The sequence below is a fragment of the Hyphomonas sp. genome (assembly GCF_046313735.1).
In the GTDB taxonomy this organism is placed as follows: Bacteria; Pseudomonadota; Alphaproteobacteria; order Caulobacterales; family Hyphomonadaceae; genus Hyphomonas.
This window is the reverse complement of sequence record NZ_JBKBXW010000042.1, coordinates 1-12,185: the sequence shown is the minus strand read 5'-3', so window position 1 is coordinate 12,185 and position 12,185 is coordinate 1. Positions and strand designations below refer to the sequence as shown.

Below are 12,185 nucleotides of genomic sequence, written 5' to 3'. Positions count from 1 at the left end.
TAGCTCACCGCCACATGGGCGAGGAAATCCATTTCCTGCTTGCTGGAAAAGCCGCCGAAGAAGATCGCGATGGCACAGACGAAGATCAGGTAGGAGACGACCACCCAGGCGAGGCCAAGGCGGCTGCGCCGGTAGCGTTGCTGGATTTCGTCGAAGGCGAAGGCCCGCCAGAGCTCGGTCCGCTTCAGTCCGGAATACAGGTCCTTGAGGCCGACCAGGTAGTCAGTCTGTCCGCCCCTGGAGATGTAGACAGCTTCGGACACGGCGACTCCAAACATTACGCAACTGATAGGCTGATCGGACGGGTGGCTCAAGCGCCCAGTTGCTTTTCGTCCCGGTTGTGGCGATTTGGCCACGAAAGCAGAAAAATCAAACCTTTCGCCGCAGAACATGGCTCGAAATACGCCCGGATGATGCCATCAAAGGGCCATACCGGACACCTGTTTCCCGGTAGAGGACACCCGCCGGACGCATGGGAGGCAGAAAGCTCAAATTGGCCATACGCCATAAACCAAGTGATCAGCTTAAGCGGGTATTCGGTGCCGGGTGCGCGATGGCGGCGCTCTGGCTGGCAGGCCTGTGAGGGGAATCAGGACCAGAACTTCGCCAATTTGGAGAATTTGTTGCCCTTGCGGGTATTGCCGGACCTATACCGGAACGTGGAAAGCAGGACGACATGACGAAACCAAAGATTATTGCGGTTCTGGGGATGCACCGGAGCGGCACCAGCGCAATTACACGCGGCCTTCGCGCGCTTGGCGTCGAGCTTGGCGACCACCTCTTCCAGGCTATTCCCGGCAATAACGAAAAGGGCTTCTGGGAAGACGTCGACGTTAATCGTTTCAATGAAAGACTGCTGGAAAAGCTCGGCAATGGCTGGAGCAGGCTGTCCCTGATCGAAGCCAGCCGCCTGGTCCGCGATGAATTCAAATCCGAGCGGTTCGAGGCGAGCGCGCTGCTGGAGCGCAAGCTCGCCGGCGCGCCCCTCTTCGCGTTCAAGGACCCGCGAACCTCCATCCTGCTGCCGTTCTGGCGCTGTATCTTCGACGATCTGGGCATCGATCACCAATACCTGCTGGCCTTGCGCAACCCGCTGGAAGTCGCCGAGTCGCTGCGCAAGCGCGACGGGATCGAACAGACGCAGGCGATGATGCTCTGGCTGAAATACAGCTGGGCGGCGCTGGAGCACTCGGCCGGCTGCCGCAGGGTCTGCGTATCCTATGCCAACCTGATGGCAGACCCTCGCGGCGAGCTGCAGCGCATCGCCGGCGCGTTTGACCTGTCTTCGCCCTCGCCCACCAGCCCGGCATATATCGAATATGCCGAGGAGTTCCTGACCCCTGATCTGCGACACAACCGGATCTCCGTGCGCGAACTGGAGCGCGCATCCGGAATCCCGAAAGTGGTGCCGGAACTGTTCGGCGCGCTCTCTGTCTGGGCAGACGCAGCGCCGGGACAGGATATCGACCTGCCGCCACGGCTCGGACGCCAGATCGGTGCCTTCTGGGCCACCAACAGCCACCTGCTTGAGCTGAGCGACCTGCTCCTGTCGCAGCGGATGGCGGATGCGCGGAAGATTGCGCAGGCCGAGAAGGAAAAGGCAGAACGCGACAAGCAACTGGCAGAGCTGCAGCGCGCCAAGGAAGCTGTCGAGCTCTCCCTCAATGGCGCCTGGGACGAGCTGGCTCCGCTGCGCGAGAAATACGCAGCGGCAGAGACCCGCATTGCGGAGCTGGAAGCCTCCGTCCAGGCCACGGCGCTGAAGGTGGCTGATACACAAGCCCGGATCGAAGCCTCCGCCGCCATCATCGCTGGCCGGGACCAGGAGCTTGCCGCCCTGCAGCAGGCCAGGGACGAAGTTGCCGCCTCGCTGAAAAGCGCGTGGGATGAACTGACGCCGCTGAAAGCGAAACTTGCCGAGGGCGAAGCGCGGATTGCGGAACTCGAAACCTCAGCCGAAAGCACGGCAACAAAACTCGCAGACGCACAAGCCAGGGCCGAGGCATCTGCTGCGGTCATTGCCAGCCGGGACCAGCAGCTTGCCGGCCTTCAGGAAGCTAATGAAGAGATGGCCGCGTCGCTGAAAAACGCGTGGAGCGAGCTGCCGCCCCTGCGGACCAGAGTGGCCGAGGCAGATGCCCGTGTCGCGGAGCTGGACGCGGCCGTGCAGGACGCCGCCACCAAACTGGTCGATGCTCAGGAGAAGATTGATGCGGCGGCGGCTGAGATCCGCCAGCGCAACAAGCAGATCAATGAGATCCGGCAAGAGCGGAACACGCTGGAAGCCTCGCTCAAGGGCGCATGGGACGAACTTGGGCCTCTGCGAGAGACCGCCGCAGCAGACAAGGCCCGGATTGCAGACTTGGAAGCCAAGCTGGCCGAGCAGCAGACGGGCCGGAAAGACCTTGAGGCGTCCCTGCAAGGGGCCTGGGAAGAGCTGGGCCCGCTGCGCGAGAAATTCGCGGCCGCCACACGGCGCATTGAAGAGCTCGAAGCCGCGCATACTGCTGCGCAAGCCAGCATCGCCTCGCGCGATGAACAGATCGCGGCGCTGGAGCAGCAGCAGGCCTCGGCTGCAGAGCGGATTGCCGGCCTTGAAGCCACCGCCACGGAAACCGGAACGGCGCTCGCCGATGCCGAGGCCGGCCTCGCCGCCGCGCAAACCGACATCGCCTCGCGCAATGAGCAGATCGCGACCCTTGAGCAGCAGAAGGCCTCGGCCGCCGCGCGGATTGCCGAGCTTGAGAACAGCATCGCGGCAGCGCAGGCCCAAACGGCCGCCCGCGAGCAGGAACTTGAGGCCCTGGAGCAGGCGCGCAGCGCCATCGAGGCGTCGCTGAACGGGGCCCTCGGCGATCTCGCCGCCCTGCGCACCAGCCATGCGGATGCAGAGGCCAGGATCGCCTCACTGGACACCAGTGCGCGCGAAGCCAGCGCCGCCCTCAAGGGCGCGCAAGAGCGGATAGCAGCCAGCGAGGCAGAAGCGGCGCAGCTCAAAACCACGCTTGCCGCCCAGGACGAAGAACTCGCCGCGCTTCGCCAGACGGTCGCAACGCTGGAGTCTGACAGCGAGGCCCGCGCGGCAGAGCTGTCGACGAAGATCAAGGAGCTGCGCCTCATGCGCAGCGAACTGACGCAGAAACTCGAGCAGGCAACAGCCCAGGCTGCCGCCTCCGCAGCGGACTTCACCGCGAAGATTTCAGGCCTCCAGACGAAACTTTCCGACGCTCAGGAAGCCGCGAAAGTCCAGAAAACTGAAATAGACCGCCTCGTTCAGCGCCTGGCTGAAAAAGACGAGGTGATCACCCAGCGGGGCGATGAAGCCCAGCGGCGCGGGCAATTGCTGGAGCAGGCAGAGCAGGACAAGAACCTGCTGCAGGCCCAGATCGCCTCGGAGGCCAAGCGGGCCGCCGAACTGCAGGCATCGCTGCACGAAGCTACCCGCAATCTGCGCCTCTCGCGCAGCGAGGTTCTGTCACTCAAGACCGATCACCAGCTGGCCGACCAGCAAAGGCGGGCCGAAGCAGAAGCACAGGAAGCCGAACTGTCGGAGCTGCGCTCTGCCCTCGCGGCGGCGCAGACGGCCCAGCAACAAATGTCAGAAATGCGTCACAACAATTACCTTGCGGTCCAGACGATTGAGCAGTTGAGACATCAGGTGCACGCATTACAAACAAGTACTTCGTGGAAAATCACGAAACCGCTGCGAGGACTCGCTAGGCTGTTGACTTTCCGCTGACAGCTACTTTACCGGGTCGGTTGTGCTGTGGAGGCTGCAGGGGACACTGCAGGACTCAAATTTACACGAGGCAATACGGGTGGATCCATGCAGGAATCTTTGATTGAGGCGAAGCGGTCCGGCCGTGTATGGCCAGTCGACGTGACGCAGCTGGTCGATGAGGCTTGGTACCTCGCGACTTACACGGACGTCGCCGCGGCCGGGGTATCCGCCGTGGAGCATTACATGAGCATCGGCTGGGCCGAGGGCCGCAATCCGGGGCCGCTGTTCGACACCGAATGGTACTTCCGCAACTATCCGGATGTCGAAGTCACCGGCATGGACCCGCTGACGCATTATGTGCTGCACGGCTGGCGGCAGCGGCGCAATCCGCATCCGCAATTCGACACCGGCTGGTACCTCGACACCTATCCGGATGTGGCCGCTTCCGGAATGAACCCGCTGCTCCATTACCTTCAGTCTGGCCGCAACGAGGGCCGCCTGCCCGTTCGGGGCGCGGCGGAATCCCAGCCGGCCTCGGCGGAGAAGAAGGCAGCCGCGCCGGAGAAGAAACCGGCCGCTGCCCAGTCTGAGGCCGCACCTGCCCCGCCGCAATTGACGCCGCCGCCGTCTGTAACCGAGCAAGCCTTCATCTCGCCGCATCCGGACCGCGATGCGATCCTCGAACTCTTCGACGAGGAGTTCTATCTGAGCGGCTTTGCCGAGGCCGAGCGCCCGGCTGATCCGGCCTCCCACTTCCTTGAGAAGGGCTGGAAGGAAGGGCGCAATCCGACGCCGTGGTTCTCGGTCTGGCATTACCAGTCGATGCATCCGGATGTGGCCCAGTCCGGCATCAACCCGTTCCTGCATTATTGCATCGCCGGGGCAAATGAGGGCCGGTCGCTCGCGATCATGGGCGCCGGCTCGGATTCCAGCACCTATCATGCGCAGGCCTTTGCCGTGTCCCCGGGGCCGCATTTCGAGGAGTTCGATCCATCGATCGGCGCCGGGCGCGAGAAGCGCGCAAAAGTGCTGGCCTATTACCTGCCGCAGTTCCACCCGATCGAGGTGAACGACAAGCAATGGGGCAAGGGCTTCACCGAATGGCGCCAGTTGGCCCGCGCGATGCCGAGGTTCAAGGGACACATCCAGCCGCGCATTCCGCGCGACCTTGGCTGCTATGACCTGGCCGAGAGCGATGTGATGCGCCGCCAGATCGAGATGGCGAAGGCGGCCGGGCTCCACGGTTTCTGTTTCTATCATTACTGGTTCGACGGCAAGCGCGTGCTCGAGACGCCGATGGAGCGTTTCCTCGCCGACCCGACGCTGGATTTTCCGATCTGCCTGATGTGGGCGAACGAGAACTGGACCCGGACATGGGACGGCTCGGAAAAGGAAATGATCCTTGCACAGACATATCTGGAGGAGGACGACATCCCCTTCATTGACGATGTCGCCCGCCACATGAAGGATCGCCGCTATATCCGGATCGGCGACCGTCCCCTCTTCTTCATCTACCGGCCCGGACATATTCCGGACACGGTCGATCGCATGGAAAAATGGCGGAACATCTTCCGCGAACGCCATGGCCTTGATCCGCTGATCTTCCAGGCGCAGGCCTTCGGCGACAATGACCCGAGGGAATTCGGTCTTGATGGCGCGATCGAGTTTCCGCCGCACAAGGTTCTGAACAAGGTTCATGACATCAAGCACAAGGTCGGCCTGTTCGACGCGAGGTTTTCGGGCTCTGTGCCGACCTATGAGAGCATCGTCGAGGCCGCCAAGAGCGATCCGAAACCGGACTTTCCTCTGATCCGGACGGTGTTTCCGTCCTGGGACAATGACGCACGCCGGCCCGGCCGGAGCACGATCACCGCATACTCCACGCCGGAATTGTTCTCCGACTGGCTGGAATGGGCCGTCCAGCAGGCCGAGACCGCGCCGGTTCACGGAGAGCCCTTCGTCTGCATCAATGCCTGGAACGAATGGGCCGAGGGCGCCTATCTCGAGCCCGACGTGCATTATGGCTCGGCCTATCTCAACAGCCTCTCGCGGGTCGTGTTCAAGCGGGAAGAGAGCACCGAGCTACCTGCCGAACCGCTGACGGTGCCGGCAAAGCAGCAGATCCTGCTGGTTGGCCATGATACGTTTGCCTTCGGCGCCCAGAAACTGCTGTGCCATATCGGCAGCACACTGAAGAATAATTTCGGGATCGAGGTCTCCTTCCTCATCCTGAGTTCCTACACGCTGGACGGCTCACACGTGACCGTCACCGAAACCATGGAACAGATCGGCCCGGTCACGTTCGCGGACACATTCGAGGGCAGCCAGGCAGACCTTGCCCGCAGCCTGAAGGAGCAGGGTTTCTCGATCGCAATCACCAACACGACCGTCGCCGGACGGATCGTGCGGGACCTGAAGGAAGCCGGCTTAAATACCGTCTCGCTGATCCATGAGTTGCCGAACCTCCTGCGCAGTGCAGGGCTTGCCCAGGATGCGCGCGAAATCGCGCAGCATTCAGACTACGCGATCTTTCCGGCCGAAGTCGTCCGCGACGGGTTCGAGGCGGTTGCCGGGCTGCGGCCCAAAAATCCTCAGATCTTCCCGCAGGGCCTCTACAATACCAGCGTCATCGAGATGCCGCGCGGAGACCATGGCGTGCGCGCAGAGCTCGGCCTGTCGCCTGACACCCGCATCGTGCTGGGGGTCGGCTATGCAGACCTGCGCAAGGGCATCGACCGGTTTGTGTCGGCGGGCCTGTCGCTGTGCAGCGTCCGGGAGGATGTGGCGTTCATCTGGGCGGGCGCGCCCTCGGGCGAGGCAAGCAACTGGTTCCTGCCGGAGATCGACACGACCGGCCTCGCAAAGCGCGTCCGGATCATCGGGCACCGCGACGATGTTGCCCGCTTCTTCGCTGCGGCCGACGCCTTCTACCTGTCCTCCCGCGAGGATCCTTTCCCCTCTGTCGTGCTGGAGGCGCTCGCCTGCGGCCTGCCGGTCGTGGGGCATGAAGGCTGCGGCGGCTGCGACGACCTGATCCGCCAGCACGGTGTGCTTCTGGCGCCGGACAATCCGAATGGCGCAGCGACCGCCTTCAATGAGCTGATCGACACCCCGCGGGCCGCCGACAACGAGGCGAAGCGCCAAGAGATCATCCGGAGCTTCCATTTCCCGTCCTATGTGTTCGGCCTCGCCCAGCGGCTGATCCCAGGCCTGCCGGCCGTCTCGGCGGCGGTGCCCAACTACAAGTACGAGGCCTATATCGGCCCGCGCCTGCAGAGCGTGTTCGACCAGGACATCCCCCTGAAGGAGGTGATCGTCCTGGATGATGCCTCACCCGACAACAGCATCGCGGTGATCCGGCAGACCGCCGAAGCCGCGGGCCGGCAGATCGACCTGCACGTCAATGCCCAGAACACCGGCTCCGCCTTCCGCCAGTGGCGCAAGGCGGCAGAGCTCGCGCGCGGGGACTATCTCTGGATTGCCGAAGCCGACGACCTCGCCGACCCGGCCTTTGTCAGCCGCCTGGTGGCGCGGATGCAGCGGGATGGCAGCGTGCTGGGCTTCACGGACAGCCGGCAGATCGATGAAACCGGGGCGCCAACGGGCGACAGCTATGTGCCCTATATCAACGAGGCCGAGCCGAACGCCTTCAATGCATCCTTCGCCATGGATGGCCGGGACTTCCTGGCCCGGTTCCTGTCGGTGAAGAATGTCATCCTGAATGTCTCGGGTGTCATCTTCCGGCGCGATGCCCTGCTGGCGGCCTTCGACAGCGTGGGCGAGGAGCTTTACGGCTACAGCGTGGCCGGGGACTGGCGGCTCTATGCGGAGATCTGCGCGCAGCCGGGGGCCCGGATCAGCTGGCTGGCAGAGCCGCTGAACACCCACCGCCGCCACAAGGTCAGCGTCACCCACGCCCTGAAGGTGGACAAGCACCTCGGCGAGATCGCCTCGATGCATGCCTACACCGGCAAGCAGGTGGACCTGCCCCCCTACCGGCGGGACATGCAGCGCCAGCACCTCGAGGCCTGTGAGCGGCACCTGAAAAGTCAGTAGACAGCGGGCCGAGCGTCCCTATACCGGAAACAGAAAAAGGGGCCGGGCTTGCAGTCGAAGAACATGATGCGATCAAAGATCAATCCGGATGTCGAAACGATGCTGGCCACGGAAGGCCGGCGCATCCTGTTCATTCATGTCGGAAAATGCGCGGGCGAGAGCATTGGCCGCCACCTCTACAGCCATCTCGATGACCGGTTCACACTGTTCGAGATGCACGTCTACAATGCGAACCAGCTCATCGAGCAGGCCTTGCGCGATAATGCAGACCAGTTTGATATCCTGATCGCCAAGCGGGAGCCTGTCGGGCGGTTCGTCTCCGCGTTCAATTGGGACAAACACAACCTGCACTTCAAGGAGAAGGAAAAGGAAACCAACTACGACAAGTGGTACAAGAGGTTTCCGACCGTGAACGAACTCGGGATTGCTCTTGGGTCGGACGATCCTGAAACCCGGGATTCCGCGTTCAAATTCTCGCATTTCGCGCATATGGGTTTTGGCCAGGCCTGGTACACGCCGCTGCCCCTGCTGCAATCGGTGCCGGCAGACCGGATGTTTGTGGTGGATGTTGCATCGCTCGCCGACGATCTGGACCGTCTGTATGCGTCTGTGCTCGGCCACGTGCCGGAGCGCAAGAAGCCAGTTCCCCAATCCAAAGGCGATTACCAGTCGAACTATGAGAATGGCGCCGCGCTGTTCCCCACATACCTTTCGGAAGAGGCGCGGCGGAACATCGAATTGCGGCTGGCTGACGATTTCGCAGTTTACAACTGGCTGAGCAGGACACCTTTGGGCAGCTGAACCATTCTCACACCTTCAGCGGCCCAGAACGGGCTGCTCCGTACAGAAACAATACCTCTGGATGCCACCGATGCAGAAGCAAGCGACCCCGCCAAAGGCAGATACGAGCGCTGATGATATCCGGCCGATCATGATTCTGGGCACAGGCCGTTGCGGCTCCACTTACCTTCAGACAGCGCTGTGCGGCATCTCGGATATCTGGATCTGGGGCGAGCATGACGGAATGCTCCGCAGTCTGTTTCATGCCTTCAGCCTTCCGCACAAGAGCAAGGCCCTCAACGAATTCAGCTTTCCCTATGCTAAGGAAGATCCGTACAAGACCCTGAAGCGCGACGGCACACGCGCCGCCTAGATCAGCCCCTTCTCCAAGGACGACCTGACACGGGCTGAACGCGACCTGGTGCACTCCCTGTTCTCGCAGCGTCTTCCGGCGGGCAAGACGCGCTGGGGCTTCAAGGAAATCCGGTATGGTCTGAACTCCGGCGTTCCGGAGAGAATGCTGACACTCTTTCCGCAGACGAAGGTCATCCACGCCGTCCGCCATCCATTCAGCACGATCAGCAGCACCGTCCGCGCCTGGCGCCCGCAAGTGTTCAACAAGAACCTCAGCGAAGTCGAGCGGCGTGTTGTGATCATTGCACAGGTGCGCAAGGAGATGGCGCGGTGGAAGGAAACCACGGGCTATCTGGCTGATTTCTGCGCCGCCCATCCGAATAAATCCATGACGGTTCAGATCGAAGAAGCGAAGGACAAGCTCGATACGATTATTGAGTTTCTGGAAACCCCGCACGAAGCACATGAGGTGGAAGTGGCGCGGGAGGAAAATCCGGCCCGCGACGATGAAGCTGTCGCGCGCATCATCCGGGCCGCCTATCTGGCGGAACTGGAGCGGGATCCGTCCTTTGCGGCCGTCGCGGCGCGCGTCAACTACAAGGCCTGATACCTTGGCGGACGGGGGGCTGAGGATACTGGTATCGTCCGCCGTCCAGACCGTTTTCCATTGCGTATACAGATTGTATGGCCGTTTACTGCGGCCTGCAGCCCCGAGCAGAGACATCAGGAAACCTGCCCATGAGCGACATTGAGAAATTCCTCGCCTCGAAGTCCGTCAGCCTGCCGGGGCAGCCGCTGGACCTGTCAGCAGCGTTTGCAACGCCGCGGGTCAATCGCGGCTACATGATCGTCATGACAGGGCGATCAGGCTCGACCTGGCTCGCGACGGCCCTGTCCCAGCTGAACGGTTTCGGAAATCCTCGGGAATATTTCAGCGAAGTCGTCCTTCCGCACCAGTGGAAGTTCGAAGAGGCGCAGGACTTTTCAGACGTGTTCTGCGGGGTCGTCGACAAATACTCCGATAACGGATGCTTTGGTTTCAAGATCAATCCGCACAGGCTGTTCGCGCTCTCGCGCCTCGTCGATGTGAAGGCAACCTTCTCCGGAACGAATTTTTCGTGGATCGACATGCGGCGCTGGAACCTCGTCAAGCAGGCGCTTTCCTTCGCCGTTGCCAAAAAATCAGGCGTCTGGCACGATTTTCAGAATTCCCAGAAAAAAGCCGCGCCCGAAACAAAGCCATCGGAAGTCGATGTGTCGGATGCCGATCTTTGGACAGAAATACTGCACATTGTTGGGCAGGAGCAGGCGCTGGAGCAGTTTTTTCTTCAGAACAACATACATCCTCTTCGGATATACTATGAAGAAATCTTCGATTCCAAATCTGCGCTGCTGACCCGCGTGTGCCATTTCATCCGCCCTGAAGCCCAGCCCGACATCGCATCCGTGACTGACGGGACCGCAAAACTCGACAAAAGCGTTTATTCTGCTCGGGAACAGGCGTTCACCGTCAAGTTTGCCGGGGTCCTGAACAACATCTATTCCGCCCGCGCGCACCTGACACCCGCAGAAATAAAGCAGCAGATCGCAGCGTATGCGTGAAGTATAGGCGGGCAGAATCTCCGGTCCTGCTGATTCCGTTGAAGGTACCATCTTGCCGCCTCAATCCTTATTCAATAAGGGATTGCGAGCGTGGCTGGATTAGGAGTGATCGCATGCGTTACCGGTTTGCCTTCGGAGCTTTGGCCCTGTCGATGGCCCTTGCTGGCTGCGACCAGCTCAACCTGACCAATCCGGACGCGGCCGATGCGCCTGCCCCGGCGGCCGCCGCCCCGGTCGTTGACCTGGTCGCGCAAACAGCAGCGCGCGGCACGCCGATCTATCGCGGCGGCCTCGATGGTCTCGTCATTCCGCCTGCCCTTACCGCTTCATTGACGCCGGCGGGCAACCACCTCGTCTTGTCGGGCGTGCTTGACGGGCCGGTATCCGGCGGGCGGACGGGCGGCGCTTCTTTCCCCGTTCCGGAAGCGGTTGAGATGGCGGCATCGGGCAACCTCGTCCGCATCCATGTCGTGGTCTCGAGCGAGGCCGACGGCGTTGCCTTCCTCGCCTACTCGACCAATGAAGTCGGCAATAGCGGCTGGATGTCCTTTCCGGTGAGCAGGGAAGAAAAGGTCACAACGCTGGAGTATGATGTGTCGGCGATGAACCTGGGTAACGGAGATTTCATCGGGATCGATCCCAACGGCCACACGCTGACCGTCAAGCTGATCGCGGTTGAAGTGGCCGGCTAGCCGGCCCCAGGCTGGCGGGGTGGCAGGGTCAGGCAGCAGGTTTCAAGGGGACGAGGCATCATGTGGAAGTTGTTTTCCGGCGGCAAGAAATCGAAAGCCGGCAAGCCGGCGGAGTCCCAGGCAGGGGCTGTGAGCCTCGCTGATCCCGGCCCGGCGCCTTCCGCCGCTCCGGCCCCGGCCGTCCAGCTTCCGGGTAGGGAGGTTTATTCCGGTGGCCTCGAGAAGGTCATCGTTCCGGACGGCCTCCTGACTGAACTGGATGAGGGCGGGTGCGTCACCGTATCCGGCGCCCTGCCCGGCCGCGTCGCCAGCGGCGGCAAGACGGCCGGCCTCAGCTTCCAGGTTTCCGACGCCGTTGAACTTGCGGCCTCGGGCAACCGGATCCGCATTCATCTGGTCACATCCTCCGAAACGGCAGGCGAGGCCTATCTCGCCTATTCGACCAATGAGGTCGGCAACAGCGGCTGGATGGCGTTTGAAACCGGGCCGGAAGCGCGCGTTGCGGTGTTCGAATATGATGTGCCCCCAATGAAACAGGGGCTTGGCGACTTCATCGGGATCAACCCCAATGGCCACCGCCTGACGATCAGATCTATCAACGTCGAGGTCCTTGGCGCGCCTTGAGTGCGCCGGGACACTGCGGCACCCGCGCTGAGACCACCCAAATGATGCTTCCAGGCCCCGCTGGCCGGCTTCAGCCATGACCGGCACTAACAGGGAGTGGGGCTGCGGGTGAGACGCTGCCTGTTCGGTCCAGCGGCGATGTGTTAGGGCGCGCCCGGTATCGGTGTGCCGTTCTGCGCACGCACAGGCGCCCGGCGCGGCGGCCATGCTGATTGAGACGTCATTCGGTGCAGGGCGTGCTCTGCCCCCAACAAACTGGATCGTTTCGGCTTGGAGTTTCCGGTATCCTGGAACCTGGCTGGGAGGAGACAGAAGGATGCGAGCATCGAAGTTCACGGACGCGCAGAAGGCGTTCA

General features: G+C 62.2%; 8 protein-coding genes and 1 pseudogene. 8 read left to right on the top strand and 1 reads right to left on the bottom strand.

Annotated elements, in window-relative coordinates:
• A pseudogene (locus ACK4SV_RS15515) lies at positions 1-278 on the bottom strand (hypothetical protein); the annotation flags it as partial.
• A 398-nt stretch (positions 279-676) separates the two neighbouring features.
• Between ACK4SV_RS15515 and ACK4SV_RS15510 the strand changes: the two are divergent.
• The 8 genes from ACK4SV_RS15510 (at position 677) to ACK4SV_RS15475 (ending at position 11,829) form a co-directional block, all read left to right on the top strand.
• The gene (locus tag ACK4SV_RS15510) at positions 677-3,739 is read left to right on the top strand and encodes a hypothetical protein (protein WP_409918754.1); all 3,063 of its coding nucleotides are present in this window, start codon (positions 677-679) and stop codon (positions 3,737-3,739) included.
• Positions 3,740-3,826: 87 nt separating this feature from the next.
• Complete coding sequence (locus ACK4SV_RS15505) at positions 3,827-7,777, top strand: glycoside hydrolase family 99-like domain-containing protein (RefSeq protein ID WP_409918753.1); 3,951 nt, start codon at positions 3,827-3,829, stop codon at positions 7,775-7,777.
• Positions 7,778-7,840: 63 nt separating this feature from the next.
• Positions 7,841-8,578, top strand: a complete 738-nt coding sequence (locus ACK4SV_RS15500; protein ID WP_409918752.1) for a sulfotransferase family 2 domain-containing protein — start codon at positions 7,841-7,843, stop codon at positions 8,576-8,578.
• A gap of 70 nt (positions 8,579-8,648) precedes the next feature.
• Positions 8,649-8,930: a hypothetical protein gene (locus tag ACK4SV_RS15495; RefSeq protein WP_409918751.1), complete on the top strand. Its 282-nt coding sequence runs from the start codon at positions 8,649-8,651 to the stop codon at positions 8,928-8,930.
• 48 nt (positions 8,931-8,978) lie between these two features.
• Positions 8,979-9,518: a hypothetical protein gene (locus ACK4SV_RS15490; protein ID WP_409918750.1), complete on the top strand. Its 540-nt coding sequence runs from the start codon at positions 8,979-8,981 to the stop codon at positions 9,516-9,518.
• 131 nt (positions 9,519-9,649) lie between these two features.
• Positions 9,650-10,513 (top strand): Stf0 family sulfotransferase, encoded by an 864-nt coding sequence (locus ACK4SV_RS15485; RefSeq protein ID WP_409918749.1) that lies wholly within the window; start codon positions 9,650-9,652, stop codon positions 10,511-10,513.
• 113 nt (positions 10,514-10,626) lie between these two features.
• Positions 10,627-11,205, top strand: a complete 579-nt coding sequence (locus ACK4SV_RS15480; protein WP_409918748.1) for a hypothetical protein — start codon at positions 10,627-10,629, stop codon at positions 11,203-11,205.
• 60 nt (positions 11,206-11,265) lie between these two features.
• Positions 11,266-11,829, top strand: coding sequence for a hypothetical protein (locus ACK4SV_RS15475; protein WP_409918747.1), 564 nt, complete (start codon positions 11,266-11,268; stop codon positions 11,827-11,829).
• Positions 11,830-12,185: the final 356 nt, after the last annotated feature.

Bases quoted from the DNA above. Each gene is read 5' to 3' on its own strand.
- ACK4SV_RS15510 (WP_409918754.1), top strand. From the start codon at position 677: ATGACGAAACCAAAGATTATTGCGGTTCTGGGGATGCACCGGAGCGGC.
- ACK4SV_RS15505 (WP_409918753.1), top strand. From the start codon at position 3,827: ATGCAGGAATCTTTGATTGAGGCGAAGCGGTCCGGCCGTGTATGGCCA.
- ACK4SV_RS15500 (WP_409918752.1), top strand. From the start codon at position 7,841: ATGATGCGATCAAAGATCAATCCGGATGTCGAAACGATGCTGGCCACG.
- ACK4SV_RS15495 (WP_409918751.1), top strand. From the start codon at position 8,649: ATGCAGAAGCAAGCGACCCCGCCAAAGGCAGATACGAGCGCTGATGAT.
- ACK4SV_RS15485 (WP_409918749.1), top strand. From the start codon at position 9,650: ATGAGCGACATTGAGAAATTCCTCGCCTCGAAGTCCGTCAGCCTGCCG.
- ACK4SV_RS15480 (WP_409918748.1), top strand. From the start codon at position 10,627: ATGCGTTACCGGTTTGCCTTCGGAGCTTTGGCCCTGTCGATGGCCCTT.
- ACK4SV_RS15475 (WP_409918747.1), top strand. From the start codon at position 11,266: ATGTGGAAGTTGTTTTCCGGCGGCAAGAAATCGAAAGCCGGCAAGCCG.